Here is a 25,471-nt window from a genome sequence, read left to right as displayed (position 1 = left end):
AGAATAACAAAGCATGGCAACCATCTATGAAGTCTCAAAATTAGCAGGCGTATCGTTAGCCACCGTTTCACGGGTGATTAACAATACGGCACCGGTCCGTGCATCAACAAAGGAAAAAGTTGAAGCGGCCATGCAAGAACTAGGCTACCGGCCAAATTCGGTTGCCCAATCACTGGCGAGTAATCGCTCCAATAGTATCGGCATCTTGGTTTCTGAGCTAGGCGGCCCATTTTATGGCGAACTATTGAGTCGCATCGAAAGTGAATTCCGCGCAGTTGGTAAACACGTTATTGTCGCTGCTGGACACAGTGACGCCGAACTCGAACGCGAAAGCATTGAGTTTCTGCGCAGCCGTAATTGCGATGCTTTAATTTTACATGTCGAGTCGGTAAGCGACGATTATCTGCGCGGGCTAGCCGACAGTGGCACGCCTTTTGTCGTGATTAACCGTCACGTCGCAGCCGTTGCGGACCGTTGTATTACCCTCGACAACGAACTAGGCGGTTATCTTGCCACCCACCACTTATTGGAACGCGGCCATCGCAGTATTGCCTATGTTTCAGGGCCGATGTGGAAACACGACGCAAGTGAACGTTACAAAGGCCACTTGCGAGCATTAAAAGAATTTTCCTTAGCTGAAGATAAAAGCTTGTTCTTCGAAGGTGACTTCCAAGAAACTGGGGGCGTACACGCGCTACACCACTTCCTTGATGCAAAAGCCAAGTTCACGGCGCTGGTTTGTGCTAACGACGAGATGGCATCAGGTGCAATTACTGTCGCCCACGAAGTCGGCCTTGAAGTACCTGCAGAGTTAGCAGTGGTCGGCTTCGATAACGTCAATTTTTCACATTACACGTATCCAAAGCTAACCACCGTCGATTATCCCATTGAGGCGATCGGTCAAATGGCTGCACGCTGGGTGCTCAAACACGTGTACCAACAACCTGTACCGGATTTAAAAGCGGTATTTCAGCCACAATTGATTCCACGCGACTCGGCATAGCACAAAAAAGCCCCGCATTGCATGCGGGGCTAAACGTCGTGCCGGGGGGGGCACTCACTGTGCGACCTTGCGGTGCGCGAGGTGACTAAATTAAGAAGCGTCTGACTTCTTTACTTTGATGTCATTTTCGACATCTTTGACACCGTCGATTCCACGAACAATTTTTTCTGCCGTATCAATGTCTTCTTCTTGCTCAACAAAGCCACTTAGTTGCACGACTCCGTCTTTCGTTTCAACATTGATTTCAAGCACATTCAAGGCATCACTTGCCAATATCGTCGCTTTTACTTTGGTTGTGAGCGCGGCATCACTCACGTACTCACCAGTTTCTTCCATGGCTTGCTCAGCTTTATTCTGCTGATCTTGAATCGCATCAAGATTCATCGCAAATACCGCAGGACCGAATGTCAAAGCAAAAACTGACGAAATAACTGTAGCTAAACGTAAGTTTTTCATGGGAACACCTCCAGTTGGTGACAAATTAAAATTTACTTACGCTTTCACTATAGCGAGCAAATTTTAACGTTGAAGGCGCTTTTCTGAGCTTTTACAAGCTCAAGTTTTTGTAAAGATGGTAGTTTTGAGTTAACGATAGGCGGGACTAGCTTCATTTATCGTCGCGGTGGGCGGTTGTTCTAGCCAGTTCTCCACAAGAAGGCCATCAACTCGATCAAATTCGCGACGGTTATTCGTAACTACCGTTAGATTTTGAGCACGCGCGTGTCCCGCGATCATCTGATCATAAGGACCAATTGGAGTTCCTTGTTGGGCAAGAATACTTCGGATGATGGCTGTTTGCGCTGCTGCTTGCACATCAAAATCTAATGTTTGAACACGCGCAAGAAAACTCGCTAACTTTTCACCATTGGCCACCCGTTGCATGGAGCGTTCAACGCCATAATAAAGTTCCATCACCGTGATACTGCTGACCGCGATCTGTCGCGAATGCTGTTCAAATATCGGTAACAAGAACGCTGGCCGATTCTTCATTAAGTAAATACAAAAGTTGGTGTCTAGTAGATAGTGCAGCATTACCAGCTTTCTCGCTCTTGCTCGGCGGGTTGATCACGTTCTGCCATGAAGTCATCACTCAACGGCTCAGCAGCAAACCATGAGGCCCATGATCGACGCGCCGGCGTAATAATTCGACTCTCACCCACGACCAGCACTTCAACTTCAGTAATGTCATCAGGAAATGCCACATCACGGGGAAGACGTACGGCCTGCGTACGGTTATTTTTGAAGATTTTAGTCTTGGTCATTGGCTATCACCATGAGTATATACAAAATGTATATACATACTAGCCGCCACTGCCAAACAAATCAATGTATGTCGGCACGTGTTCGGTTTCGTGCCTGTGCGAGGCAGTCACGCATGACTTGGTTATTGTAGCGTTGCACGATCCAAGTCCAGTTTTAGAAATCGGCCGAGACCGTGCTGCATAGCGCAACAACAAGGGTTGTTTAGTCGTCTACTTTTTGCCCTCGCAATTCATTACCGTTGATTTGAATCAGCATTTGCTTACCTTGGAACTGAACTCTGAACTCGTCAGTGTAGGTTAAACCAATCACATCAGCGCCTTTGGCAGCCATAAGCTCATCGTTTAAGAACAGCTTGTTCTCGAAGGCTTGCAGCGTCACCGTATCACCATCCATACCGATGTGCATTTTCAGCTGTTCGGGATCAAATTTGTAACTACCCAACTGTTTCGCAAAGTCTTGCGGCTTAGCAAGTTGATTTGCGTCGGGCGGCGTAATCGATTGTCCTTTCAAGGTCAGATAGATATCTGCCAACATATTTAAAATCGGTGTGTTACCCCAGTTCGAAGTGATGGAGATAAAATCTTTGCTCTCAGGCGCACGGATCATCACGCTTTTGGTGCCGTAGCCACTGCCCGCAGCAAAATGAAGTGTTTCATCACCAAATTTCTTAATACTCCATGCATAGCCCTCGGCGTCCGTTTCGCCACTGTGAATGTGTGGCGTAAACAATAACGCCGTAGTTTCGGCACTGAGTAACTGATTCGATTCAATCGCACGAACGTATTGATACAAGTCGCTTGGCGTCGAATAGAGACCACCGCCAGCATTACCTCCGTAATGTTTGCTACGTTGCGCAAATTCGAGCCCGGTACTACTCATGCGATACGGTGTTGCTTGCCGATCGACGACATTACGGCCTCGATAATAGCCGGTATTGTTGAGCTGCATGGGTTGTAACACCTGCTCTGTAATATAAGCCCCATAATCTTTCCCAGTGACCTGCTCTAGCAGAGCTCCCAACACGATAAGCCCTGAATTCGAGTAACCGTATTGACTGCCAGGGTTGAACAACAAGGTTTGTTGATCCACCAATCGCATCACCTGTTGTTTTAGCGTTAGCTCGTCATGAGCCTGTACTCCCGACTCGCGTGGCAAGCCTGAACTATGGGTCAGCAAATGGTGTATCGTTACCGTCTCTTTCCAGTCTGCGGTTAAATAAGGTAGGTACGTCCCAATCGATTTATGTAAATCCAGTTTGCCGTTCTCAACCAACAGCAGAATACCGAATGCCGTAAAGGTTTTTGAAATCGAATTGATTGAGTTACGGGTGGTGGGCGTATTCTCAATAGCAAAACTACGATTCGCCAAACCGTAACTCTTCTCATACAAAGGTTGATCGCCCTGCACCACTTTGACCGTGCCAGTAAAACCATAGGTCTGGTGGTAGGCTCCAACTAAAGCATCAATATCTGTTGCAGAATTAGCTTGCGCTAATGCAAACGACGGAAAACAAAACAGCGTGAGAGCGGCCGACGTGAGCAATGGGGTAACGAAAGATTTCATAAACAGTTCCTAATACCTAACTTTATCTTTGTGCAAAAGGTTATTCTCTTTGCATAAAGATAGCAACCTAAAATAGGCTCTCAGGAAGCTTTTGCTAACGCAAAAATGTAAGAAAATGCGATCTGCTAGCAACAGATCGCAGACAATTGATGGAAGTTGGAAGCGTTAAGTTAATTAGTAACCGGGTACTGTCCGAGTAATTGTTCAACCACTGGCGTCATCTTACTTTCAACACTCGCCCACTTGTTAAGTGCAAGACCACCTTTGCCGCGCAAGCGGTACTCGGCATAACCAATTTGAGTATTGTCCTTAAACAATGAAAGTTCCGCGTAACTCAAATAAGGCGTGATATCCCACGAACGTCGAGCGGTATAAAACATGATCACTTCACAATCATTAGGTTGCGCACCTGCGTTATAGATTTGAGTGCTAATGCCGCGCTGTTGAAAAATTTGAGTTACGGTATCTACAAATCCGTCAACGATGACTTTCGGGTTGCTTTCTATACAGACATGCTCAACTTTATGAGCGCGAGAGATTTGACTTACATCAATGGCAGTACAGCCAGTTAGACCAAACACTAATGCAAGAAAAAAGACTTTCTTCATGGCTTCATCCTTAAAGTTTATTTTTTGTTGTAATAAAAATAAAATTTTGCACCAAAGCCAGAAACAAAGTCAATTACCTTTGTTGTGTTGCAACCTAAATTCCGAAAAGCTCATGCCGGTCCAGCGGCGGAATGCTTTAGCGAAAGCTTGTTCGTCGCTGTAGCCAAGAAAATCGGCGAGGCTCGATTGCGTCGTTTGCGGTTGGCAAACTTGCTGCAAGGCGAGCTGCTTTTTCACTTGCTGTGAAAGTGCATTATAGCTGGTATGTGCGGCGGCTAGATGACGTGCCAACGTACGCTCGCTGACGGCAAGACTAGTGGCAAGTTGGGTTCGACTCAACCATGGCTGGCGTTGTAGCAATGCCTCGACACGTTCGGTCAGCGATTGCGGCTGTAGTTGCGCCAATTGTTGCTTCGCCAATTCGAGCATTTGCGTTTGTAGTGCAGGATTGACTTGCTGCTGACGAAACGACCAATCGCCTTCACTATAGGTGATCGTATTGTGCGCTTGTTCAAAACTTATGTCAGCAGTCCCAAAAGCCTGTTGGTAAAGCGCCATAGCGGTCTGTTGCGGATGTTTGAAATGCACCTGTACCGGCATGATCGACTTGCCCGCCACCCACTGTGCGCCACGCGCTATACTGGCAAAAATTGCCTCAATACGCAGCGCTACGGCGACATTGAAGTGGTCGTCGTAACCTACTTGCCAACCCTGTGCCGATTTAGCTTTGCTAAAAGTGCCTCCTTCACCAATCAACGACGAGTAGTTGACCAGACTTTCTACTGCAGTACTGAGTGAGGGTGAACTCAACAACAAAAAGCCAATGGTATCGAAGTGTTGTGGCTGCAGTGCCATGCCAATTTGCAGGCCTAACTCGGGGCGTTGCAGTTGTTCTAAGCTTTGCCAGAGTTCGTCTTGTAAAGCCAACGGCAAGCGTTGTTGACCCTGTTGTTGAGTCAACTGCTGACGCAACTTATCAGGCAACGTAACGCCGAGTTGCGTAAGCTGTTGCACGATTGCATGAGTGAAGCTTTGCGTAACACTCGCTTTAGTAAACGGACGTTTGACTTGGTTCATGACGCTTAAGATACCCGTTGTGGCCTAAATTAACCAGTTAATTGTCCGTTTAAAGCATGGCTTGATTCTGATCAATTGTTATTATCTTGCTATCTGATCTGCAGCAAGGAAGACATCACATGAATCCATGCGTCGTTATTGGCGCCGGCCCAATGGGCTTGTGCACGGTACGTCGGTTGCTTGAACAAAACCTTGAGGTCGTAGGCCTTGAGGCCCACAGTGACGTGGGCGGTTTATGGGACATCGATAGCCCCACCAGTACCATGTACGACTCGGCGCACCTGATTTCATCGAAGCGCATGACCGAATTCAAAGACTTTCCGATGGCAGACCATGTTGCGCCCTACCCGAAACATGATCAGATGGGCCAATACTTTCGCGATTATGCGAAGCACTTCGATTTGAAAAAGCATTACCGCTTTAACAGTTGGGTGGAAACCGTTGAGCCCACCGACGACCAGCAATGGCGTGTAGTGTATCGCTCGGGTGAGAACACCCACGAGATTATCGCCAGCAACGTGCTGCTCGCCAATGGCACGCTACACCACCCTAATCGCATCGATTTCAAAGGCGAGTTCAATGGCGAAATGCTACATAGTAGTGATTACCGCTATGCTAATTTATTCGCTGGCAAACGCGTTCTCATTATTGGCTGTGGCAATAGCGGCTGCGATATTGCGGTAGATGCGGTACACCGCGCCAAGAGTGTCGCTATGTCGGTACGCCGGGGCTATTACTTTTTGCCTAAATTCGTCGCTGGCCGCCCTATTGATACCTTAGGTGGTAAGGTGAAGTTGCCGTTGCGGCTGAAACAAAAAGTCGATGGCCTGCTGGTACGTTTGCTTTCGGGGAAACCCAGCAGCTTCGGCTTGCCCGACCCAGATTACCAAATGTACGAATCCCATCCGGTGATTAACTCGCTGTTTTTACACCACATTGGCCATGGTGACATTAACGTACGCCCAGATATAAAGCAGCTCACCGCCACTGGCGTGGAATACGTTGACGGTACCCACGAAGAATACGACTTAATCCTGCAAGCCACTGGTTACAAGTTACATTACCCATTTATCGACCGCGAACACTTAAACTGGCAAGGCCATGCACCGCAGCTTTACCTGAATGTTTTTAACCCACGCCACGACAACCTATACGTCATGGGCATGGTGGAAGCCTCAGGCTTAGGATGGCAAGGCAGTGACGACCAAGCGCAATTGGTTGCCGAAGTTATTCGTTTACAACGTGACAACCCCACTGCGTTTTCAAGCTTCCAAGACAAAGTGCGAGCGCAGGCTACGCAACGCATTGACGGTGGTATGAGTTACCTGCAAGTCGAACGAATGGCCTACTACGTGCACAAAGACACCTACCTGAAAGCGCTAAGCGATGAAATGCGCGCTCTAAAGGCCTCATAGATGTCAGCTACGTCACTACTCATCCTCAATGCTGTTCTGGCAATGATGATGTTCGGCATTGCGCTGAGTTTAACGCCTGCCGACTTTAAACGCGTGGTGCAAGAGCCTAAAGGCCCGCTGGTGGGCTTACTAGCACAATTTTTATTGCTACCGTTGATCACCTTTGCGGCAATATCCGTGGTACCTATGCCAGCAGAAATTGCCCTTGGCCTGCTGTTAGTCAGTTGCTGCCCTGGTGGCAGCTTTTCAAACATCATGACCCACTTAGCCAACGGTAACGCCGCCATGTCGGTAAGCATGACGGGTATCGCCAGCCTTTTAGCATCGTTACTGACACCCTTCAATTTCATGTTTTATGCCAGCCTGAATCCGCACACCGATGCGTTATTGAAGTCCATCGACGTGTCAACGTGGGACATGCTTACCATTGTGTTTTTCGTTTTGGCTGTGCCGTTGCTACTGGGGTTATGGTGTGCTCGGCAGTTTCCGGATTTTGCGCGCCGTAGCGAAGGGTTCTTTCGTATCGCCTCACTATTGGCTCTGTTCGGCTTTGTGGGCATCGCCTTAGTGCTGAATTGGGAGCGGTTTGTCGCGGGCGCCAGCATCTTCTTGTTAGCCGTAATAGTGCATAACGCCATCGCCATGGGTATTGGCTGGGGTTCCGCACGATCGTTGGGCTTGGCGGCTCCCGAGCGCCGCGCCGTTACGTTGGAGGTTGGCTTACAAAATTCCGGTCTTGGCCTGGGTATTATCTTCACCTACTTTTCTGCGCAAACTGAAATGGCGATCATCGCTGCCGCTTGGGGAATCTGGCATCTCATTTCAGGACTCAGTCTAACCCTGTTTTGGCAATGGCGGGATCGCCGTTTGGCTGTTGCCGGAGGTCGCGCATGAATTCAAACATGAAGGTACTGATTACCGGCAGCGAAGGTTACATTGGCCTAGCTTTAGTGCGTAAGCTTGTCAGCTCCTGTACAGTCGTTGGTGTCGACCTTCGACGTCAATCTGCGCCGGTCGATGGCTATACCTTTGTTGAGATGGATATCCGCGCAACAGAACTTGCCGAGTTGATGGCACGTGAGCAAATCACGCATGTCGTGCATCTTGCCAGCGTGATGCAGGCCAGTCCGAACCGCGAACGCGACTACGATATCGATGTAAACGGCACCCGTAACGTGTTGCAGGCCTGTACCCACGCAGGGGTTAGCCACCTCACCGTTACCAGTAGCGGCGCAGCTTATGGCTATCATGCCGACAACCCCGATTGGCTGAGCGAAGACGACGCGCTACGCGGCAACGCGACCTTTGCCTACAGTCACCACAAACGTTTGATTGAGGAATTGCTTACCGACTACCGTGTGCAGCACCCTGAATTGCAGCAGTTGGTGTTACGTCCGGGCACTGTTTTAGGACGCTCGACCAACAACCAGATCACCGCCCTGTTTAGACGCAAACGCTTGCTTGCCATTAAAGGTTCGCCTTCGCCTTTTGTATTTATTTGGGACCAAGACGTTATCGAGATTATTTACCAAGGCGTGCTGGGCGCAAAAGCTGGAGTCTATAACCTCGCGGGAGATGGCGCTATGACGATTAACGACATCGCTGCTGCGCTGGGTAAACCACTGCTTGTTTTGCCCGCGTGGCTGCTTAGCAGCGCTTTGCGTATCGGACACGCAATAGGTTTGACGCAATACAGCGCCGAGCAACTCGATTTTTTGCGGTACCGCCCAGTGTTGGACAACAGCGCTTTAAAAAGCGAATTTGGCTATACCCCGATGAAAACCAGCCATGAGGTGTTTGACTATTTTATTGAGCACAACCTCAAGGCGACGGAGCGCTCAGAATGACTGCTGAATCGTCTGTTGCATTGCCTGTCGTATTAATTACGGGAGCTGCATCTGGACTCGGCCTTGAACTCGCCCGAGCCTTGCAGCACCAGTATCAACTCGTCTTGGTGGATGTGAATGCCGATGGTTTACGCGCTTGTGCCGAGGAGTTTCCTGGCGCCCGCTGCTATCAGGTGGATTTGGCTGACGCTGGTGCCGTGGAGCTCTTGTGCGAACAACTAAAGGCGGACCTTTCCCGTTTGGAGCTATTGATCAATAACGCCGGTATCACCCACCGTTCGCTCTCACGGGTTACCTCTCGCGAAGTCTTGCAAAAGGTCATGGCCGTTGACTATTTCGCCCCTGTGCAACTCACCCAGGCGCTGCTGCCTTTATTGGAAACCGCCGGTAGCGGCGGCCGCATTGTGACCATTGGTTCGATGGCGGGTTGGATGCCAGTGATTGAACGTGCCGGCTACTGTGCGGCAAAGTCCGCCTTGCATCAATACTTTGAGGTGCTACGCGCCGAACTGGCCTGCACTTCGTCGTCTGTGCGCATCTTGCAGGTGTACCCCAGCTTTCTTGATACACCCATTGAAAACCATGCCTTGGATGGCAGTGGCGGCATCGCGCGTCATCCACGCTCCATGGTCGGCAAAATGCGCTCAAGTACTTGGATGGCGCAGCACATAGTGAAAGCTATAAAGGATGGCCGCGAACGCTTGTTCCCTGACAAATTCACCTACTTCGCTAGCGTGCTCTATCGCATCGCGCCTAAGCTCTACCAGCGTTTGATGCAGCGCAAATTTTCTCAGTCATAGTGGGACCAAAGTCGCAAAAGCTTCACCAACTGCAACTCTGGTAGCACCTGATACACCAAACGGTGTTGAATATTGATGCGCCGTGAATAGGCACCCGACAAATCCCCCAAAAGCTTTTCAAACGGTGGAGGACGGCGAAAAGGGTCTTCTGTAATTAATTCGAGTAGTTGCGTCGCGCTTTCTTTGAGGCCACTTGATGCGAGCTTTTTTGCATCACGTTGCGCTTGTTTTGTATAACATAACGTCCATGTCACCAGTCTAGCTCCTTATCACATTGATCAGTTGCCGTCGCCATTCCTTCCACGATAGATTCGCGCATCCCTGGAATGGAGAGTAAGTAAAGTGTTTCTTGAATTGCCGTCCAATCTTCCTCAGCAACTAACACGGCATTGTTGCGCTTGCCACTGATCACGACTGGCTCATGGGACTCAGCAGTTTCATCAATTAAGCGATAAAGATTACTACGGGCTTCAGTGGCCGTGATGGTTGTCATAGGGGCTCCTTAACAGCTGCCGAGACGATGAAATTAGTTTACTCCACTCTTGGCGTACGTCAATACGTACGTTGCAAGATTGATACGTAAGAGAGTACCGCATCATCACATAAGTTCGGGAGTGAATTGCACATCACAAGATCTTAACCTATGGTTTTCGCTGACGTTTATTTGTGAATTATTTCAAGAAAGGAGCCATACATCATGGAAGTCACACGTCTAGTAGAAACCATTAAATTAAGTCTCTATGCCGTTTTAATACTTGCCTTGCTACAGCCGAATGTAGCGATTAGCTCTGAAGAAGCAAAGCAGGCAAAACTTAAAGAAACCTTTGTACATGTCTTAGAGTTCGAAGAAAACGGCGAGCCTGAAAAAATTATCGCACTTCTACAACCGATGGCGGAAGACTACCCAAATGATGCTTACATTCCGTTTTGGCTCTTTGACAGTTACAGTGCTTTAGGACACTTCGAGCAAGCCGAACAGTGGTTAGCAAAAGCTATTGAACGCAGCGAAAAACTTGATGGCTCCATGTGGGCGCTGTTTTACCTTTTGTCTGGGAACGCAGAAGCGTTATACGCAGTACTAGAAGATTACCGCTCGCGCGAAACGGACTATTCTGCTGGTGTTTATACACAACTCGGTATAACTGCCTCAGCGTCTGGCAAGTATGAAGCAGCGAAGTATTTTTTCGATAAAAGCAAAGCGCTTACCGATGAACCGTTTCTCAATCTCCACTATGCACATGCTCTGCGTGAGCTGGGTCATGAACAACAAGCTGCGATGATTATCCAACAACGCGAAGAAGAAATGCGCAAGCTGCTAGCCGAAAAACCAGAAGATCAGCACGCAAACTTCGTGATGGCGGAACTGAGTGCGCTTGCCGGGGATGGAGAGTCAGCCGCCGCATATTTACACAAAGCCATTGGCGTGCGTCAACCGTACTACGTCTATTGGAGCATTAGTGAAGCTAGTCTCGGTGACAACTTGTGGAGTAAAGTCCGCCAGCAACCTTCGATGCAGAAATTTTTAGCGGAAAAGCGCAAGCAAATGCTCGCCTCGCGCGCGAAACTTGCCGAATAAATGCGGTTTACCCCTATTGGCGTACCTTTGTTCTAGCTCAATAGGGGCAGCCCGTTTATATCAAAAGAACCGCCTGCGTCTTTATCGTGGTATATGCATGATAGTTAATGGTTTTCTTGTGCTTGATACCTAGAATGGTAAGCATCCATTCAAGCAGTGTTCAAGCAGGACGAGACCGATGAAAACACCCATTGCTATTGCTGTCGCCGCCAGCATTTCTGGTGCATTACTCACGAGCTTTTCGAGCCAAGCCGGTGACCTTTCAGATATTCAACGAGCCATTACTGACGGTACCACCAACATTATGCTGCGCTACCGCGTTGAGCACGTTGACCAAGACGGCATCGACAAGGAAGCCAACGCCTCTACCCTGTTGACTCGACTTACTTATCAAAGTGCCGAGGTAGCCGGCTTCTTCACTACGATAGAATTCGACGATGTCAGCGCCATCGGCAACCAAAACTACAACAGCACCGTCAACGGCAACACCCAGTACCCTGTAGTCGCCGATCCCACCGGCACCGAAGTCAACCAAGCCTATTTGGGCTACCGCCAGAAAGGGCTGACCTTTTTTGCCGGCCGTCAGCGCATAAACCATGATAATCAACGGTTTATCGGTGGTGTGGGTTGGCGGCAGAATGAGCAGACCTATGATGGCTATCGCGTGCAGTATGCGCTCAGCGCAGAACTTACACTGGATTATAGCTATGTTTATAACGTGAATCGGATCTTTGGGGAGGGCAACCCTTCCTCCGATTTGGGTGGAAATCTGCACCTGCTCAATGCGAGTTACGGTGTGGCGGAAGGTCACAAGCTGACGGGTTTTGTTTACAAGCTGGATTTCGATACGGCGCTAGCGCTAGCGACGACGACTTACGGAGTGAACTACGATGGCAAGCTGGGCGCATTCAAGCTTCATGCTACCTATGCACGGCAGACCAAGACTGGTGATAACCCCAACGCATTCACAGCAGACTATTTCGCCGTCGATCTCAGCACCCAAGTAGCAGCAGTGAATCTTGGCATCGGCTACGAATCCTTAGGGAGTGACAACGGCGTTGGCTTCAGCACGCCACTGGCCACGCTGCACAAGTTTCAGGGCTTCATCGACAAGTTCCTCGGTACTCCGGCACAGGGCGTTAACGACTTATATGTGAAAGCTTCAGGGAAGATCGGGAAGTTAGGCTTGCGCGCTGCGTTGCATAAATTCGAATCCGACTTAGGTAACCTTGATTACGGCAATGAACTTAACCTAGTTGGTAGCTATCCATTGGCTAAAAACGTAGGTCTGCTAGTCAAGTACGCAGCGTATAACGCAGAAGACTTAGCGTCTGATACTCGTAAGTTATGGGGAATGTTAACGTTCAAGTTCTAAGCGTTTGTAGCACGAACCGCAGCAACAAGTTCATATCTACTCTTGTTGCTGCGATGCTTGAGATTATTTAATCCTTGCAGTTCAGCTTTTTTCGCACCGCAAGAATATCATCTAATAGGCTATCATCCGGCCCAGGCATGTTCTCGGAGGTAGCGGTCTGCAGTTCCTCGGCATCGTATTTCCACTGCGCCAGAACTTTACATTTTTCTGCGTCGGTTAGATCACTATCGGCCAGCACATCTTGCGGCTTTTTATAAACTTCAGCTGGGTCTTGTAGAATGTCTTCGAGCTTCATAACGCCTCCTTTAGCGAATTGCTCTAAAAACTTAGAGTTGATGTCGCTTTTCTACTAACTCAAGCCTAGTTCAAATTGCCGGATTCGTCATGTTTCCAATCCTTCATCGAGCGCGACATTAAACGTCGCTTTTGGCTTTCATCACGCAAAAAATGCTAGGCCAGATGCTGTCTTAGTTTGATCAGCCATGCTAACACAGCGCTATTATCGCCCTTTCGCACGTTGAGGTCAGGGTCCTCAAATTTAATGTATCTTGGACGACCATTTCTTCGGTTCGATGGCGTCGCCAATGTCACAATTTTCTTAAGTTCGTCAAGGTATTCACAGGTCGACTCTGTGTACAAAAACTTTAGTGAAGGCCGATTCGATTTGCTGACTTGAACGAGCACGTCAACGCCGTATATCGAAACGATAAACCCAATATAACCGTTACTTTCACCAGGGTCGTAAACTTTGAAATGCCCCTCAAAACTAGACACCTCAAAACCTGCGACACTAACTTGTTCACGCAGCTTTTGGAGAACCTCATAAGAACCCGCTTTTTCGAGTCCCTCATACCTCTCTGCACTGTAACTGCCATCATAGGAAGCTTGTTTCTTTTCGATATCAATCCCAGGTAGCTCGGCCAAGTTACCGAGTGGACGAATGAATTTAGCGCCATGCCCACGCACGATATTCGTCAAATTGTCAAAGCCGTAGACCCACTCGATTAAAGTTGCCTCTACCGCAAAGGCTTCGGATTTGGTGCGGTAACGGCCTAAAACAATTTGTTTGACCATGTCACCGCGCTCGCGAATTGCCCGAATTTTTTGTTGCTTCTCGGTCAAGGCATTTGTCGCTAATTCCTCGGCTGCTTCGTCGACATACTTCTCAAATTCCCGCACGAATTCCATTTCATGCGCTTTGGCGCGCTGCCCTGTGCCTTTACCGATATAAAAGACGCTATCGTCTATTGGATCGAGTAAAGCATAAACGTAATGTTCTAATAGACTTTCATTCATTAAAGCTTCCGAGGAATTTGATTCGCCGAGCATTGTTGATTCCTAACCTAATGATTTATAGCTTTATCATGACAGTTTTTGTGTCTCTTTACATCCGTTTCAAAATAAACCAGACTGAGGTCAAATCTTAACTAAAAAGAATAACGATAATGCTCGATACAATCCCTTACGCGCAAAGACAACGCCTCGCTTATATCGATTTTTGCTTACTGTTTCGCGGCTCGGTGCACCGCAATGACTTGGTACAACGCTTTGAAGTTGGCTTATCTGCCGGATCGCGTGATTTCGCAATGTACAAGGAGCTCGCGCCCGAAAACCTAACCTACAACACCAAAGAAAAACGCTATTTTCAGACCGAGCAGTTCGTGCCGCTATTTGAGCATGACGCCCAACGCACCTTGGTAAAACTAGCCAACGATATCTCCGATGGTTTCGATGCCATTGGCGACGTGCACTTTCCGGTGGAAGCACCATCGACACTTAACGTGCCCAACATCTTTATTGTCGCGCGCATTGTTCAGGCCATGCTGAATGGCAGAGCGATTAGTGTCAGCTATACCTCACTAAGTAGCGGAAACGTCACCCGTGAGCTGGTCCCCCACGCCATCGTCGACAATGGCCTGCGCTGGCACGTGCGCGCCTTCGACCGCAAATCAGAAAGCTTCCGCGACTTCGTTCTCACCCGCGTGCGTGCGGTCAACTTTGTCGACGCAGCGCCCGCTCCTCACGAAGAAGCCGAAGCCGACCACGAATGGCAACGCATGATCCCACTGCAACTCACGCCGCACCCACACAATATAGACTACCCCAAAGCCATCGAGATGGACTACGGCATGCGCAACAGCCTGCTCTCCGTCGAAGTCCGCGCCGCCATGGCTGGCTACCTGCTGCGCCGCTGGAACGTCGACTGCACCACCAACGCCGCACTGCGCGGCCCTGAATATCAGCTCTGGCTGCAAAACCGTACTACGTTGATGGATGTGGGGAATTTGGCGATTGCGCCTGGGTACGACTCAAAGGGTGAATGATGAAAAAAAGTATCCATCAGCTAAAAACAAGGCTTCGAGAGCTAGGTTACAAAAGCGGTGAAGGTCTTATCACGCATGATGGAAAACTAAATCCACCGGGAACGCTATTATTTGATAACTCGTATAAGGCCACCGTACACACCTTCCATGATCTTGACGCGATAAAGTGTTGTCCAGGGCTTTATCAGATTCACACCTTTGATGGTATCCCTTTAAAAGTTGGGATTGCCAAGAACCTACGCCAACGACTAAGGCAACATGCACGCTCTTTACAACGAAAATTGCAACCAACAAAGAGCGAGCCGATAGGTGACCCGAGCCACCTAAGATCAAAACAATCCATACTTGCCAAGCATCTCTATTTCGATCATTCACTTACAGCTAACTACGACCTTACAACCGAATTGGGACGTCAGACATTCTTAGCACATGAAGCCTACCTACTCATTACTTACACAGCAAGTCGAGACGAAGCTGAACGCCTTGAGAAGATCGCGGAGGCTACTGGGATTTGGCGGTACCAAGGTCGAGTACGGGTTATTGAGAATTGAGTGTCAGCAATGAGCGAAAAGCAGACATTGGGTGTGTTCTAATCAGCAGCATACTATATTGCAGCTCTTGTCTTTAAGTTTGCTGCAGGAATATGTGTCTACTAATATTAGGCTTTCTTTGCCACTCGGAACCGTTAAAGTTAGGGATGTTTGATTAGCCAATAACTCGAGAACATAATCCGGTCAATTCAATGGTTTGCTAAGAGTACACGCAATTTACAAAATTTATGCTGGACGAGGCACCGAGTATTGATGACTACCGAAGACTGGGCAAGGAATATCGTTGCCGACGAGTTGGGCATGAAGGTTGAAGTTTACGACGACGGCTCTGAGGCGGGAATGTATGATCTTATTATAGGGTCTGCAAGTGCTCCTGAATATGCTATTGAGTGTGTTGGCGCAGTTGATCCGGTCGCAACCGAAACATGGAATATAGGCCCAGCAAAAGGGCCCATTAAGGTTCATTAATCGGGAGACTGGATTGTTTCAATTAAAAAGTCAGCGAACATTAAATCACTCAAGCTAAGCATCGCAGCGGCTATTTGCGAATGTGAAGAGTTGGGTCTTATAGAATATTCGCCCGTTGATTGGCAAATGAGACGTTTTCATCCAGATATATTCAAGAAATTAGATGATTTGGGAATCACCTCCATTCATATGTATAGAGCGGGAGGCAATGGTGATGTTCACTTGTCGGTGGATGGTGGAGGTGGCCCAGTCAATCAAAATGGTAATGATGTAGCTGATTGGATTGGATGCTTTTTAAGTACTCCTGAAAAAGCGGATGTCGTAGAAAAACTCAGGAGATCAGAAGCAGCAGAAAAGCATGCTTTTATTCCAATTGTTCTCGGTGGGGCACCCTGGAAGGTCGAGTCTTACTTTTTCGGTGAAATGAGCCTCCCATGTACGGTCCCCAAATTACCCGAGCCAATTACAGGTGCATGGATTGTGCTAAACGGTAAAGGGTTACGGTACACAAAAAATCAGTGGCACGTATTCAATTACTAAGGCGCATATTAGTCTTAGGTAAAGCGACTATTTTTTCTCGTTGCGGCGTTAGTGTCGGCAATTGGCCAGAAGCTGAAGGACTGCAATGAGCGAATTGCGGACAAAAATGCGAGAAACTGATAGTTTTGTAGTGAACCCTACCTAAATGAGAGACTAATTCAGACCTAACATACTTTGATTTTCAACTCTTGGACTAAAAGATCATGATTCTTGCAGGAATAGATTTAGCTTGGACAGGAAAGAACCCAACTGCGATAGCGTACGGGAGTTTAGAAGGTGACACGCTTACCGTGACTAGTATTGCTCATGGTCTTATGACCCCCTCGCAGATTAGCAACGATTTACTTCAAGGAAAAGTGGCCGGTGTAGCGATTGATGCACCACTCATTATAAGAAATCAAACAGGAATGCGTGAGTGTGAACTTTCAATTGGGCGTGAATTCGGTTCCCGCAAAGCCTCTTGCATGCCGAGCAATTTAGAAAAATACCCAGACCATCCGGCGGTTGAGCTTTCATCACAATTAACATCTCTTGGGTTTAACCATCTAAACAGCAAAAATAAGTGGCAAGTAGAGTGTTATCCGCATCCAGCAATAATCAATATCTTTGGTCTGCCTGAGCGACTTAAATACAAAAAGAAAAAAGGTATGAGAGTGGCTGATCAACAATATGGTTTGCACCGCTTGGGTACTTTATTGCGAAGCTTGGCATCATCCAAAGTACTTAAATTAAAAATACCCAACTATATGCAGGTTACCGATTTTAAGTTTGACCAAGAGTACAATCTGTCTGGAAAGGCTTTAAAAGCCCATGAAGACAAACTCGACGCTATCGTCTGTCTGTATGTGGCAGCTTTACACGCTATAAAACAAACTGACCTTTACGGTTCCGCTAGTGATGGCTATATCGTCGTTCCTAAAGAGCAACATCATTTTAGTAATGACATTCAAGCAGAAGATTGGGAAATGGCTCCATGGGCCGTTGAGACAGCTTATAAATATTATTTAGTCGCCGAAAATGCATGGAAGATTGACGGCATAGTTAGCATGACGAATGCAGCTTTATCGATTGAGATTTTGCTGAAAAGTTACAGGTTAAAACCTACGAAGAATATTGGGGCAGAAAATGAGCGATACTCATGGCAAAGATTAAATCGTGATAAACATGATTTATGTAAGCTCTTCGATGACTTACCTACTTCAGTTCAGCGTAAACTAGCCACTTCGTTTGAAATCAAAATGCTTCACAAATATCGTAACTTCTTCACAAAATCTAGATACAGCTACGAAACAGATGCTGCCAACGGCCATAACCAAACCTTACAAAAAGTTGCTGGTGCAATGATTCGCAAGACTGTGGAAATCTACCGCAAACGCAACAGCAGCGATAGTTTTATACAAAGTTTTCCTTTTTAAATAATTATCTTTAGGGTTAAAGCTAACATTGTGCCTAACGTCCGCAAATGGCACAAAGCGGACTGGATCCGATTATCCTCATTGATATCGAGACGCGGTAATTAGCGAGCATCTTACCAACCCCAAAATCATTATTGATGATAACGAATCAAAGTGATGTAGTATCGCTAACATAGACTGATAACCTGAAACGCGAAATCAATGAAAACAATTGCCCTACTCGCTTTGTTACTTCTTAGTCCTTACACGTCGGCAGAAGGACCTGTTGAAATCCCCCGCAGCACTAAAGTCGAGCTCTCGGATCCACAAACGAATCGCATTTACCCAATCTATATAAAACTCCCGCGATCCTATGCGGCAAATCCAGACAAAGTGTATCCGGTAATTTACCTTACTGATGGGCTCTACAGTTTTCAGATTGCTTCTGGAGCCACGCGTTTTCCGATGAACAGCGGTGCCATGGACGAGGCGATTTTGGTCTCGATTTCCTACTCCAAAGGTTCTAAAGGTCCATCGAGTCGTATACGGGATTACACGCCGAGCGCGGCCAAGGACTGGAAGCTGCAGACTGGCAAAGCTGCTGAGCATGCGCAGTTTATACGCGAGACGGTTTTTCCTTATATGGCCCAACAGTATCGTGTTCACCCCGAACAACGCACCTATGCCGGAAACTCTTTGGGTGGCTTATTAGGCGCTTATCTGTTGTTCAAACACCCAACCATGTTCGACAGCTATATACTCGGGAGTCCGTCGGTTTGGTTCGACAACCATAAGCTCTTATCAATGACGATGGCCAAGTTGGAACAGCCCGTTCGCGTTTATCTATCCGTCGGAACGCTCGAGCGTCCGCAATATGGAGAACAGCAGGACATGGTCGATGGTGCAACACGATTAAATGACAAAATTCTCAACGAGGGTGGCGATAACCTCACCGTCAAATTCGTAATGATTGACGGCGCTAAACATGCGACCGCCTTCCCTACCACGCTAATCCAAGGCCTAGACTGGCTCTATGGGCTACCGCGATGACGCTTACGATGTGCTAACAATTAAATTCACTGCACCCGCGGCGACTCTGCGGTACAATATGCATCCTTACCCTAATTAGGTTGCACATTTATACATGACTTTTTCTGAACTCCAGCTTTGCCCTGAAATTCTTTCCGCCCTTACCCGCCAAGGTTATACCGAACCCACACCGATCCAAGCGCAGGCGATTCCGCCGGTGTTAGATGGCAAAGATGTGATGGCGGCGGCGCAGACAGGCACGGGTAAAACCGCAGGCTTTACGCTGCCGATTCTGGAAAAGTTGAAAGACGGCGAGCGAGCGACAGCAAATACCGCTCGGGTGTTAATTTTGACGCCAACCCGCGAGCTTGCTGCGCAGGTCGGTGAAAGCGTCGCGACCTATGGCGCGGGCTTAAATCTGAACTACGCCGTGGTGTTTGGCGGAGTGAAAATCAATCCGCAGATGATGAAGCTGCGCAAAGGCGTCGATATTTTGGTGGCAACGCCAGGCCGCTTAATGGATCTGTATCAGCAGAATGCGATTCGCTTCCCGCAGCTTGAAGTCTTGGTGCTCGATGAAGCCGACCGTATGCTCGACATGGGCTTCATCCATGACATCAAGAAAATCATCAAGTTACTGCCGGCGAAGCGTCAAACGCTAATGTTCTCGGCGACGTTCTCGAAAGATATTCGTGCACTCGCAAAAACCTTGGTGAACAATCCTGTCGAAGTTTCGGTAGCACCGCCTAATTCGACCGCTGAGCGCATCGAACAAACCATGTATACGGCAACCAAGAACGAAAAGCCGCGCATGCTGATGCAGCTGTTGCGTGACTTAAGCTTGCCGCAGGTGATTGTGTTCTCGCGTACGAAGCACGGCGCAAACAAGCTCGTGCGTCAGCTTAACGCTGATGGTTTTCTCGCAGCAGCCATCCACGGTAACAAAAGCCAAGGCGCGCGTACCAAAGCCCTTGCCGAGTTCAAATCTGGTGATGTAAACGTTTTAGTTGCCACCGACATCGCCGCCCGTGGTCTCGACATCGATAAACTACCGTACGTGATCAACTTCGACTTACCGCAAGTTGCTGAAGATTATGTCCATCGCATTGGCCGTACTGGCCGTGCTGGACAAACCGGTCATGCGGTTTCATTGGTGATGGACGAAGAATACAAAACTCTAAAAGCTATCGAAAAGCTCATCGGCCAGCCGATTGAGCGTAAGCAGTTGCAAGGTTTCAGCAACGTTGAGCTAACCGGCAAGACTCCACCGCCACCACGCGGCGGCCAACAGCAACGCCCTCCACGTAAACCACGCCGTGACGGCAAGCCAGGAGGCAACCGCGGCAAGCCACAGCAGCGCGGTGGCAACAAAGGCTAAATAATTAGCCTCAACAACTTGTTGTACTGGTCGTGCATGCGGTCGTCGATGCAGTGACGGCCGCCATCATCGCAGGCATCATGGTCGCTACCATCACCGCAGCTTGCACGCCGTCAATCACATCCGTAGCAATCGTGCCGAGTTCCTCGCCTTTGGCGATCTGTTCGATGCGTTGTTTGTGTTTTTTCAGCTCTTCTTTGCTAAAAACTTGGTCCAGCACATAGGCGCTTTTCGCTAACGCTACCATTAATGCGATTTTTGGATGGATCTCGAGCGGTTTATCTAGCACTAACCGACGCATTTCACGCTTCAAATGCTTTTCTGGCTCCGGATTGACCTCGGGATATATTTTCTGAGTAAAGAGCCACAACACTTTCTTTTCATCAGCTTTGATAATGCCGTCCGCAACTAATTGCTCAGCAATTTTGTGCTTAAGTTTACTGATCTGTGCTAGCGCCATTACCCAATTCTTCAACGTGTCTGGCTTTTTCTTATTGGCCATTTTGTCGAGCGCTTCATCCATGATGGGGTCACCTGTTGGCGAATCATCAAGTACATCAACTTTATCTTTGTTGTCTTTGTTCACTTGAATACGCTGTGATAACAACAGTTCTGCCAAAATTGCAGCCGCTCCAGTGTACTCAATGTAATGCCCTTCGTTGGTGCCTTTTTCGTCGTTTAATGCCAGCAGCATTAAGCCTTCATACAGCTTAATTTCCATAGTTGTCCCCTAACCAATACTTTTGGAATTCTTCCCACTTCTTTTGTTTCTTTGGGTCTCGCGGTCCAGATTTCTTGCGCTGATAGAAACGCACGCCGTCGGCATGAGCGGCCACTTCATAAGCGATATCTTTGAGCATGTCGAGCTCAGCAAGAACAAGTAGCACGGTTTCCAAAGCTACACTCCTGCCACGCTCAAGCCGCGAAATCGTCGCTCGACTCGAGCCAACGCGTTGTGCGAGCATGCGCTGGTCTAACCCGCAGCTGGAGCGCTTATGCTGAATCACATAGCCCAGATTTATGGCGAAGTTCTGCGCAAGTTTACTTATTTTCATAGCCTCAACCTCCTTGTTGATGCTTTAAGTCTAGCGCATAGCTACGCACCATGCGCAATGCAAAAACGTAACATGATGTGAGCATAGTTAGACATGAACTACATGAAACTTACGCATGACTCTATAGAGAACTGCAATTGAATCAAATGCGACTTAAGCGTGACTTGCAGATGATTTGTTGATGATTCACTGATGAATTACGAGTGAACTTCAACTGTTAACTACAAGTTAATCACCTATGTTAACCACCTATGTTAACCACAAGGAAAAGGAGTGCATCTGTGCGTCACGCCCAAAAATAAACAAGACGAGTGCTGCGGCAAAAGTAATTCAATACCGAGTTTCGGCCTCAATAATAACGCAATGACATATCTCTGTATAAAATCCGACGCAATCGAAAGTTTCTGCATCTAGTGTGACTCTTAGTTGAGGCTAATGAAGCCATGCCTATTATCCGTATCACGCGTGATGCAACATTTCTATATATCATTAAAAATGATGCACAGAGTGTTTATTGCCGCCTATTTGACGCTGCACTTCATGATTGAGTCAAATCTGAGGCACGTAAATCTAGATTTTAAATTTAGGCCTACCTACTCTAAAACGGCGCTAAAATCGGCAAGTGCGTTAAAAGCTGGAGCCGGGTTGCTGCAGGAATTCAAGTTCGGCGGACGTTGAAGCGCGGCCTAACAGCGCATTACGATGCGGGTAGCGGCCAAAACGTTCGATGATTTCTCGGTGTTTGATTTCAAATTCGTAGTTGGTTTCTAAACCTGGCTGATTAAACAAGCGCATGGCTTCGTCGTGCACTACCAACGACTCGCTATGCATGTAGGGCATATACAAGAACGCTCTCTGCTGCGCACTCATGGAGCTATCGACGCCAAGCGCGACAGCTTCTTGCGCTAATGCCAACGCCATCGGATCCTGGGCAAAAGCTCGCGCGTCGTCGCGATAAACGTTTCTTGAAAATTGGTCGAGGACCAAGATTTCCGCCAACCTTCCAAGCCCACCGGTGCCTTTACCAGCAGCATCAGCTTCACGCCACTGCCAACATTCCCCTGCCGCGCAGGCCGATAATAACGAGCTAAACCGTGACATGATCTGCCCATCTAGCGCATCGCTTTTGGCAAACCAGTCAGCGGGTGTAAGTTCGTCAAACCAGAATTGAAGAACGTCATTTGGGCGCATCGGGAGCTCCTGTACTGTCGAAATTCTAAGCATAGCTTTAGTCACGACAATAAAAAACCCCGCGGGCAAAAGCGCTGCCACACGGGGTAACGGGAGATTGTGAATGTGCTAAAGGTTTATGCTTCAGACTTCACTGTCAGTTCATTGCGAACGCTCTTCACGCCGTCAACATTACGCACGATACGTTCGATAGCGCTGATATCTGCTTCGCTTTCAACTTCACCACTCAGCGTTACTTCACCATCGGTGGTAGCAACGTTGATTTGCATGCCGCTAGCTTGCGACATCAAAGCACTTTTAACGTTAGCAGTGATAGCTGAATCACTGATGTGATCGCCAGCTTTTTCCATGCCCTGCTGTTGTGCAGTTTCTGGATCTTGTAAGGTAGTAGCCATTGCCACGGTACCGAACGTTAATGCCATTACTGAAGCGACTGATGTAAGTACGTTTGATAGTTTCATGGTAGTTCCTCCTAGTTGTTCCCAATTGCTTGGTGCAACTTCACTATAGTCATCTGTGCGACAGCTTAAAGCGCCTTTGCAGGGCTTTTGCTTTTTCAAGATTTGGTTAATTTCTGAGCATGCGTTATACCTATTGATACCCTAATAAGGAGATGACCCATGAAAGTTTCAACCTTAACACTCGCGCTGCTGCTCGCTTTACCTGCGGCTGCCTATGCGCAGGATCAAGACAAAGCTGAACAAAAGGAATTACCGGAAGCGGCAGCTAAAGGTCAAGCCACCGCTGAAGCCGCCCGTGCCGGCAAGTTTAAAGCTGGGAAAGCGCTCGCGGAAACCGTGAAGTCGAAAGCAGACGATCCTGACTTTCTGGACGAGGACTCGGACGACGATGGTTTAAGCGACGCGACTGAAAGTGCACATGAAGCGACTCACACTGTACAGCAGAAGGAAGGCGTCGATGCCACCAAGCGCAAACGCCCCGGCCGCGTCAAATACGCCGATATTACGCTGAAGAAAGGCTCCGCCGAAGCTGATGACGGAACCGAAACCGCTGAAAAGCCGAAAAAAGCTGACAAGAAGAAAGGCGATAACAACTAGCAAACCACGACTCCTGTGCTAACATTTGTGTGTACATATTAAACGAGCAAATGCTACGCAGGAGCAGTTATGGAGACTCGGATTCAATTCCGCATCGATGAAGAGACCAAGCGTCTAGCGCAAGAAATGGCTGAGAGTCAAGGGATGACGCTAAGTGAGGCTTGTCGTCGGCATACAGAGTTGTTGGCAGAACAACAGCGTTTAAAAAGCTCTCATGACGAGTGGTTAGCCGAAGAAGTTCAGAGAGCATACGCAAAACTCGAGCGCGGTGAAGCTGAATTTATCGGCGCTGACACTGCCAACGAGCGGATGACTATTTAAACGAAGCGATTCAACGCCTCGAAAATTTCCCAGAGCTAGGCGTGCAGCGCCCTCCTTTACCCGGTCGCTTGCTTGTTATCCCAACGCTATCTCTTTTGGTTCTTTACACCGCCGACGTAACACCACAAGCCACAACGATTTACGTACTACGGGTGCTGCACGATAAACAGCACCCGTTCTAAACAAACAGCAAACAGCGAATAGCAAACATCACTCTTATTGCAATTGAATGACCACTCCCGCCAACACGGCGAGCGCCACTTCACCTTGCTTACTGAGCAAGAAAGTCGCGTTTTGCCGTTGTTGGGGGCGTGATCCAGGGATGTCGCGCGAATTCACCAGCACTGGCAGGTGCGTGCGCACGTTCAGCATGGCTTTGTCACCACTAAAATGGGTGTAGCCTTGCTTGAGTAAATCTAGGTATTCGTGGTGTGACAACGCTAACGCATCGCCGGTAGCAGGCAACTCGTAGACCTTACCCGCTTGATAGACATAATCATTAGTGTCGTAACGGTCAAACGCTGGAAATACAGATAAGTCACCAACTTCGCGGATCGAGCCATTATTACGGGCATCACTGCTGCGGTTAATGCCAATATCAATACGATATTCGTGGCCACTATCGCGTACCAACACTTGCTCCAAAATCACATCTTTGAAGCTGTTTGAGTTATTCATTGGGATGCTGTTGTAGGGCTCTAAGGTTTGCTCCACATAGTCACCGCTGGCGATGCTGTCGATGGCTTCAATCAACATCGCCACATTCACTGCTCGTGCTTTTTGACGATTTGGATCTTTAGGGAAAGCCCCAGACTCTATTAGGATGGTACTAATGCCCATTGCCGCAAAGTTGTCACCAAATGCGCGCGGCGCAAAAGTATCGTTGTAACGCCCCATATGGCCGGGAATCATGCGATCTCCGACGGTTTTCAGTTCACCGATCAGTTGCATTGCGCGGCGACGTTGTGCGTTGATGTCTTTAGCGTGGTTAAACGCCGGCGCAAGTAAGGATATCGTCGCAGGTTTACCGGTGTTGCCGACTTCGTAGTATCGACTTTGGTCATGCAAGTTAAAACCAAAATCTGGCTGCAATAAGCGTCCTTGTGCCATCAATATACGGCCTTCCGGCGTCTGTTGCGCTCGTGCATCACGGTTCACGTCAATGCCCTGTACATTATAGCGTTGTGCTAGCTCCGCGCCGTCAGGGTTCACCATTGGCATCATGTGAAGCGTGATTTTATCCGCCCAATGCTCACGCCAGGTTGCGTCATTTTCAATCTTTTGCATCAAATCAAAGAGCACTGGAGTCGCGGTCGACTCATCGCCATGCATCTGCGACCACATAAAGACCACGGTGTCGCCGCTACCGACACTGAATCGATAAAGGGGTCTGCCCTCATAGGACTCCCCCACCTGTTCGCTCTGAATCACCTCACTACGCTGGACACGGCGGATGAGCGGCTCGATATCACTTAAGCGAATTTGCTGCTTGTCGAGGCCAGGTAACAACTCAACGCCGTTGTAATGGTCTTCGTGCGCCTGCGCTGCTAGGCTCAGCGTGATGATTGCACTGCTCGCGATCCTTACCACAAGGCTTTGAAAGCTTTTTTTCATTTTTTATTGCACTCTAGGGTT

Annotated in this window: 32 protein-coding genes; 17 read left to right on the top strand and 15 right to left on the bottom strand. The window is 48.3% G+C overall.

The window, feature by feature from the left end; all coding sequences use genetic code 11:
• Positions 1–13: 13 nt before the first annotated feature.
• Positions 14–1,003, top strand: coding sequence for a LacI family DNA-binding transcriptional regulator (locus tag CWI70_RS01805; RefSeq protein ID WP_126770017.1), 990 nt, complete (start codon positions 14–16; stop codon positions 1,001–1,003).
• 90 nt (positions 1,004–1,093) lie between these two features.
• Here CWI70_RS01805 and CWI70_RS01800 read toward each other — a convergent pair whose 3' ends face one another.
• The 6 genes from CWI70_RS01800 to CWI70_RS01775 form a co-directional block, all read right to left on the bottom strand.
• Positions 1,094–1,459, bottom strand: coding sequence for a BON domain-containing protein (locus CWI70_RS01800; RefSeq protein ID WP_126770015.1), 366 nt, complete (start codon positions 1,457–1,459; stop codon positions 1,094–1,096).
• Between the two features lie 129 nt (positions 1,460–1,588).
• Complete coding sequence (gene vapC, locus CWI70_RS01795) at positions 1,589–2,035, bottom strand: type II toxin-antitoxin system tRNA(fMet)-specific endonuclease VapC (protein WP_126770013.1); 447 nt, start codon at positions 2,033–2,035, stop codon at positions 1,589–1,591.
• Complete coding sequence (gene vapB / locus CWI70_RS01790; RefSeq protein ID WP_126770011.1) at positions 2,035–2,265, bottom strand: type II toxin-antitoxin system VapB family antitoxin; 231 nt, start codon at positions 2,263–2,265, stop codon at positions 2,035–2,037. The genes vapC and vapB overlap by 1 nt, the downstream gene beginning before the upstream one ends.
• 202 nt (positions 2,266–2,467) lie before the next feature.
• On the bottom strand, positions 2,468–3,829 hold the full coding sequence (locus CWI70_RS01785; protein ID WP_126770009.1) for a serine hydrolase domain-containing protein: 1,362 nt from the start codon (positions 3,827–3,829) through the stop codon (positions 2,468–2,470).
• A gap of 170 nt (positions 3,830–3,999) precedes the next feature.
• Positions 4,000–4,437: an Sbal_3080 family lipoprotein gene (locus CWI70_RS01780; RefSeq protein WP_126770008.1), complete on the bottom strand. Its 438-nt coding sequence runs from the start codon at positions 4,435–4,437 to the stop codon at positions 4,000–4,002.
• Between the two features lie 69 nt (positions 4,438–4,506).
• Positions 4,507–5,514 carry an AraC family transcriptional regulator gene (locus tag CWI70_RS01775; RefSeq protein WP_126770006.1) on the bottom strand — a complete coding sequence of 336 codons (1,008 nt, stop codon included), beginning with the start codon at positions 5,512–5,514 and terminating at the stop codon, positions 4,507–4,509.
• Positions 5,515–5,633: 119 nt separating this feature from the next.
• Here CWI70_RS01775 and CWI70_RS01770 point away from each other — a divergent pair, with 119 nt between their 5' ends.
• From CWI70_RS01770 to CWI70_RS01755, 4 genes are read left to right on the top strand one after another with little or no spacing between them, the layout of a single operon-like run.
• The gene (locus CWI70_RS01770) at positions 5,634–6,929 is read left to right on the top strand and encodes a flavin-containing monooxygenase (RefSeq protein WP_126770004.1); all 1,296 of its coding nucleotides are present in this window, start codon (positions 5,634–5,636) and stop codon (positions 6,927–6,929) included.
• Complete coding sequence (locus tag CWI70_RS01765) at positions 6,930–7,823, top strand: bile acid:sodium symporter family protein (RefSeq protein ID WP_126770002.1); 894 nt, start codon at positions 6,930–6,932, stop codon at positions 7,821–7,823. It begins immediately after the preceding gene.
• The gene (locus CWI70_RS01760; protein ID WP_126770000.1) at positions 7,820–8,776 is read left to right on the top strand and encodes an SDR family oxidoreductase; all 957 of its coding nucleotides are present in this window, start codon (positions 7,820–7,822) and stop codon (positions 8,774–8,776) included. The genes CWI70_RS01765 and CWI70_RS01760 overlap by 4 nt, the downstream gene beginning before the upstream one ends.
• Positions 8,773–9,576: an SDR family NAD(P)-dependent oxidoreductase gene (locus CWI70_RS01755; RefSeq protein ID WP_126769998.1), complete on the top strand. Its 804-nt coding sequence runs from the start codon at positions 8,773–8,775 to the stop codon at positions 9,574–9,576. Before CWI70_RS01760 ends, CWI70_RS01755 begins: the two co-directional genes overlap by 4 nt.
• Here CWI70_RS01755 and CWI70_RS01750 read toward each other — a convergent pair.
• Both CWI70_RS01750 and CWI70_RS01745 read right to left on the bottom strand, forming a co-directional pair.
• Complete coding sequence (locus CWI70_RS01750) at positions 9,567–9,830, bottom strand: Txe/YoeB family addiction module toxin (protein ID WP_126769997.1); 264 nt, start codon at positions 9,828–9,830, stop codon at positions 9,567–9,569. The two genes, CWI70_RS01755 and CWI70_RS01750, sit on opposite strands and share 10 nt — an antisense overlap.
• Positions 9,827–10,069, bottom strand: a complete 243-nt coding sequence (locus CWI70_RS01745; RefSeq protein ID WP_126769995.1) for a type II toxin-antitoxin system Phd/YefM family antitoxin — start codon at positions 10,067–10,069, stop codon at positions 9,827–9,829. Before CWI70_RS01745 ends, CWI70_RS01750 begins: the two co-directional genes overlap by 4 nt.
• 204 nt (positions 10,070–10,273) lie before the next feature.
• On the opposite strand from CWI70_RS01745, the gene CWI70_RS01740 reads away from it, so the two are divergent.
• Positions 10,274–11,152 carry a tetratricopeptide repeat protein gene (locus CWI70_RS01740; protein ID WP_126769993.1) on the top strand — a complete coding sequence of 293 codons (879 nt, stop codon included), beginning with the start codon at positions 10,274–10,276 and terminating at the stop codon, positions 11,150–11,152.
• A gap of 178 nt (positions 11,153–11,330) precedes the next feature.
• The gene (locus CWI70_RS01735) at positions 11,331–12,527 is read left to right on the top strand and encodes an alginate export family protein (RefSeq protein ID WP_126769991.1); all 1,197 of its coding nucleotides are present in this window, start codon (positions 11,331–11,333) and stop codon (positions 12,525–12,527) included.
• A gap of 67 nt (positions 12,528–12,594) precedes the next feature.
• On the opposite strand, the gene CWI70_RS01730 is transcribed toward CWI70_RS01735, so the two are convergent.
• Positions 12,595–12,822 (bottom strand): hypothetical protein, encoded by a 228-nt coding sequence (locus CWI70_RS01730; RefSeq protein ID WP_126769989.1) that lies wholly within the window; start codon positions 12,820–12,822, stop codon positions 12,595–12,597.
• A 155-nt stretch (positions 12,823–12,977) separates the two neighbouring features.
• Positions 12,978–13,823, bottom strand: coding sequence for a GIY-YIG nuclease family protein (locus tag CWI70_RS01725; RefSeq protein ID WP_126769987.1), 846 nt, complete (start codon positions 13,821–13,823; stop codon positions 12,978–12,980).
• Positions 13,824–13,972: 149 nt separating this feature from the next.
• On the opposite strand from CWI70_RS01725, the gene CWI70_RS01720 reads away from it, so the two are divergent.
• The 7 genes from CWI70_RS01720 (at position 13,973) to CWI70_RS01690 (ending at position 20,211) form a co-directional block, all read left to right on the top strand.
• Positions 13,973–14,851 carry a WYL domain-containing protein gene (locus tag CWI70_RS01720; protein WP_126769985.1) on the top strand — a complete coding sequence of 293 codons (879 nt, stop codon included), beginning with the start codon at positions 13,973–13,975 and terminating at the stop codon, positions 14,849–14,851.
• A complete protein-coding gene (locus CWI70_RS01715) occupies positions 14,851–15,402 on the top strand; it encodes a GIY-YIG nuclease family protein (RefSeq protein WP_198677635.1) in 552 nt (183 codons plus the stop codon). The genes CWI70_RS01720 and CWI70_RS01715 overlap by 1 nt, the downstream gene beginning before the upstream one ends.
• Before the next feature lie 252 nt (positions 15,403–15,654).
• Positions 15,655–15,870: a hypothetical protein gene (locus tag CWI70_RS01710; RefSeq protein ID WP_126769983.1), complete on the top strand. Its 216-nt coding sequence runs from the start codon at positions 15,655–15,657 to the stop codon at positions 15,868–15,870.
• Between the two features lie 126 nt (positions 15,871–15,996).
• Positions 15,997–16,410, top strand: a complete 414-nt coding sequence (locus CWI70_RS01705; RefSeq protein ID WP_126769981.1) for a hypothetical protein — start codon at positions 15,997–15,999, stop codon at positions 16,408–16,410.
• Positions 16,411–16,613: 203 nt separating this feature from the next.
• Positions 16,614–17,825: a DUF429 domain-containing protein gene (locus CWI70_RS01700; RefSeq protein WP_126769980.1), complete on the top strand. Its 1,212-nt coding sequence runs from the start codon at positions 16,614–16,616 to the stop codon at positions 17,823–17,825.
• Between the two features lie 201 nt (positions 17,826–18,026).
• The gene (locus tag CWI70_RS01695) at positions 18,027–18,854 is read left to right on the top strand and encodes an alpha/beta hydrolase (RefSeq protein ID WP_126769978.1); all 828 of its coding nucleotides are present in this window, start codon (positions 18,027–18,029) and stop codon (positions 18,852–18,854) included.
• A 94-nt stretch (positions 18,855–18,948) separates the two neighbouring features.
• Positions 18,949–20,211 (top strand): DEAD/DEAH box helicase, encoded by a 1,263-nt coding sequence (locus CWI70_RS01690; RefSeq protein WP_126769976.1) that lies wholly within the window; start codon positions 18,949–18,951, stop codon positions 20,209–20,211.
• Positions 20,212–20,221: 10 nt separating this feature from the next.
• Here CWI70_RS01690 and CWI70_RS01685 read toward each other — a convergent pair whose 3' ends face one another.
• The 4 genes from CWI70_RS01685 to CWI70_RS01670 all read right to left on the bottom strand — a co-directional run bounded on the left by CWI70_RS01685 (position 20,222) and on the right by CWI70_RS01670 (position 22,918).
• A complete protein-coding gene (locus tag CWI70_RS01685; protein ID WP_126769974.1) occupies positions 20,222–20,932 on the bottom strand; it encodes a GOLPH3/VPS74 family protein in 711 nt (236 codons plus the stop codon).
• Positions 20,922–21,266: a helix-turn-helix domain-containing protein gene (locus CWI70_RS01680; protein WP_126769972.1), complete on the bottom strand. Its 345-nt coding sequence runs from the start codon at positions 21,264–21,266 to the stop codon at positions 20,922–20,924. The genes CWI70_RS01685 and CWI70_RS01680 overlap by 11 nt, the downstream gene beginning before the upstream one ends.
• Positions 21,267–21,893: 627 nt before the next feature.
• Positions 21,894–22,457, bottom strand: a complete 564-nt coding sequence (locus CWI70_RS01675) for a DUF924 family protein (protein WP_126769970.1) — start codon at positions 22,455–22,457, stop codon at positions 21,894–21,896.
• 116 nt (positions 22,458–22,573) lie between these two features.
• Positions 22,574–22,918, bottom strand: a complete 345-nt coding sequence (locus CWI70_RS01670) for a BON domain-containing protein (protein ID WP_126769968.1) — start codon at positions 22,916–22,918, stop codon at positions 22,574–22,576.
• Between the two features lie 159 nt (positions 22,919–23,077).
• On the opposite strand from CWI70_RS01670, the gene CWI70_RS01665 reads away from it, so the two are divergent.
• The 3 genes from CWI70_RS01665 to CWI70_RS12525 all read left to right on the top strand — a co-directional run bounded on the left by CWI70_RS01665 (position 23,078) and on the right by CWI70_RS12525 (position 24,018).
• The gene (locus CWI70_RS01665) at positions 23,078–23,515 is read left to right on the top strand and encodes a hypothetical protein (protein ID WP_126769966.1); all 438 of its coding nucleotides are present in this window, start codon (positions 23,078–23,080) and stop codon (positions 23,513–23,515) included.
• A gap of 69 nt (positions 23,516–23,584) precedes the next feature.
• Entirely contained in the window at positions 23,585–23,836 is a 252-nt protein-coding gene (locus CWI70_RS01660) for a type II toxin-antitoxin system RelB/DinJ family antitoxin (protein ID WP_126769965.1), read from the top strand.
• A gap of 8 nt (positions 23,837–23,844) precedes the next feature.
• Positions 23,845–24,018, top strand: coding sequence for a type II toxin-antitoxin system RelE/ParE family toxin (locus CWI70_RS12525; protein WP_126772635.1), 174 nt, complete (start codon positions 23,845–23,847; stop codon positions 24,016–24,018).
• A gap of 34 nt (positions 24,019–24,052) precedes the next feature.
• On the opposite strand, the gene CWI70_RS01650 is transcribed toward CWI70_RS12525, so the two are convergent.
• Positions 24,053–25,450, bottom strand: a complete 1,398-nt coding sequence (locus CWI70_RS01650) for a M14 family zinc carboxypeptidase (RefSeq protein ID WP_126769963.1) — start codon at positions 25,448–25,450, stop codon at positions 24,053–24,055.
• Positions 25,451–25,471: the final 21 nt, after the last annotated feature.

It is taken from the genome of Pseudidiomarina homiensis, assembly GCF_003987225.1.
GTDB classification, from domain to species: Bacteria; Pseudomonadota; Gammaproteobacteria; order Enterobacterales; family Alteromonadaceae; genus Pseudidiomarina; species Pseudidiomarina homiensis.
This window is presented reverse-complemented; position numbering and strand designations above follow the sequence as displayed.

What these genes read in the sequence shown, in the direction of transcription:
- CWI70_RS01650 (WP_126769963.1), bottom strand. Translation starts at nt 25,450, where the DNA reads ATGAAAAAAAGCTTTCAAAGCCTTGTGGTAAGGATCGCGAGCAGTGCA.
- CWI70_RS01685 (WP_126769974.1), bottom strand. Translation starts at nt 20,932, where the DNA reads ATGGAAATTAAGCTGTATGAAGGCTTAATGCTGCTGGCATTAAACGAC.
- vapB (WP_126770011.1), bottom strand. Translation starts at nt 2,265, where the DNA reads ATGACCAAGACTAAAATCTTCAAAAATAACCGTACGCAGGCCGTACGT.
- CWI70_RS01710 (WP_126769983.1), top strand. Translation starts at nt 15,655, where the DNA reads ATGACTACCGAAGACTGGGCAAGGAATATCGTTGCCGACGAGTTGGGC.
- CWI70_RS01735 (WP_126769991.1), top strand. Translation starts at nt 11,331, where the DNA reads ATGAAAACACCCATTGCTATTGCTGTCGCCGCCAGCATTTCTGGTGCA.
- CWI70_RS01800 (WP_126770015.1), bottom strand. Translation starts at nt 1,459, where the DNA reads ATGAAAAACTTACGTTTAGCTACAGTTATTTCGTCAGTTTTTGCTTTG.
- CWI70_RS01675 (WP_126769970.1), bottom strand. Translation starts at nt 22,457, where the DNA reads ATGCGCCCAAATGACGTTCTTCAATTCTGGTTTGACGAACTTACACCC.
- CWI70_RS01715 (WP_198677635.1), top strand. Translation starts at nt 14,851, where the DNA reads ATGAAAAAAAGTATCCATCAGCTAAAAACAAGGCTTCGAGAGCTAGGT.
- vapC (WP_126770013.1), bottom strand. Translation starts at nt 2,035, where the DNA reads ATGCTGCACTATCTACTAGACACCAACTTTTGTATTTACTTAATGAAG.
- CWI70_RS01740 (WP_126769993.1), top strand. Translation starts at nt 10,274, where the DNA reads ATGGAAGTCACACGTCTAGTAGAAACCATTAAATTAAGTCTCTATGCC.
- CWI70_RS01700 (WP_126769980.1), top strand. Translation starts at nt 16,614, where the DNA reads ATGATTCTTGCAGGAATAGATTTAGCTTGGACAGGAAAGAACCCAACT.
- CWI70_RS01720 (WP_126769985.1), top strand. Translation starts at nt 13,973, where the DNA reads ATGCTCGATACAATCCCTTACGCGCAAAGACAACGCCTCGCTTATATC.
- CWI70_RS01680 (WP_126769972.1), bottom strand. Translation starts at nt 21,266, where the DNA reads ATGAAAATAAGTAAACTTGCGCAGAACTTCGCCATAAATCTGGGCTAT.
- CWI70_RS01705 (WP_126769981.1), top strand. Translation starts at nt 15,997, where the DNA reads ATGAGACGTTTTCATCCAGATATATTCAAGAAATTAGATGATTTGGGA.
- CWI70_RS01785 (WP_126770009.1), bottom strand. Translation starts at nt 3,829, where the DNA reads ATGAAATCTTTCGTTACCCCATTGCTCACGTCGGCCGCTCTCACGCTG.
- CWI70_RS01770 (WP_126770004.1), top strand. Translation starts at nt 5,634, where the DNA reads ATGAATCCATGCGTCGTTATTGGCGCCGGCCCAATGGGCTTGTGCACG.
- CWI70_RS01730 (WP_126769989.1), bottom strand. Translation starts at nt 12,822, where the DNA reads ATGAAGCTCGAAGACATTCTACAAGACCCAGCTGAAGTTTATAAAAAG.
- CWI70_RS01765 (WP_126770002.1), top strand. Translation starts at nt 6,930, where the DNA reads ATGTCAGCTACGTCACTACTCATCCTCAATGCTGTTCTGGCAATGATG.
- CWI70_RS01695 (WP_126769978.1), top strand. Translation starts at nt 18,027, where the DNA reads ATGAAAACAATTGCCCTACTCGCTTTGTTACTTCTTAGTCCTTACACG.
- CWI70_RS01760 (WP_126770000.1), top strand. Translation starts at nt 7,820, where the DNA reads ATGAATTCAAACATGAAGGTACTGATTACCGGCAGCGAAGGTTACATT.
- CWI70_RS01670 (WP_126769968.1), bottom strand. Translation starts at nt 22,918, where the DNA reads ATGAAACTATCAAACGTACTTACATCAGTCGCTTCAGTAATGGCATTA.
- CWI70_RS01660 (WP_126769965.1), top strand. Translation starts at nt 23,585, where the DNA reads ATGGAGACTCGGATTCAATTCCGCATCGATGAAGAGACCAAGCGTCTA.
- CWI70_RS01755 (WP_126769998.1), top strand. Translation starts at nt 8,773, where the DNA reads ATGACTGCTGAATCGTCTGTTGCATTGCCTGTCGTATTAATTACGGGA.
- CWI70_RS01725 (WP_126769987.1), bottom strand. Translation starts at nt 13,823, where the DNA reads ATGAATGAAAGTCTATTAGAACATTACGTTTATGCTTTACTCGATCCA.
- CWI70_RS01805 (WP_126770017.1), top strand. Translation starts at nt 14, where the DNA reads ATGGCAACCATCTATGAAGTCTCAAAATTAGCAGGCGTATCGTTAGCC.
- CWI70_RS01665 (WP_126769966.1), top strand. Translation starts at nt 23,078, where the DNA reads ATGAAAGTTTCAACCTTAACACTCGCGCTGCTGCTCGCTTTACCTGCG.
- CWI70_RS01775 (WP_126770006.1), bottom strand. Translation starts at nt 5,514, where the DNA reads ATGAACCAAGTCAAACGTCCGTTTACTAAAGCGAGTGTTACGCAAAGC.
- CWI70_RS01745 (WP_126769995.1), bottom strand. Translation starts at nt 10,069, where the DNA reads ATGACAACCATCACGGCCACTGAAGCCCGTAGTAATCTTTATCGCTTA.
- CWI70_RS01690 (WP_126769976.1), top strand. Translation starts at nt 18,949, where the DNA reads ATGACTTTTTCTGAACTCCAGCTTTGCCCTGAAATTCTTTCCGCCCTT.
- CWI70_RS01780 (WP_126770008.1), bottom strand. Translation starts at nt 4,437, where the DNA reads ATGAAGAAAGTCTTTTTTCTTGCATTAGTGTTTGGTCTAACTGGCTGT.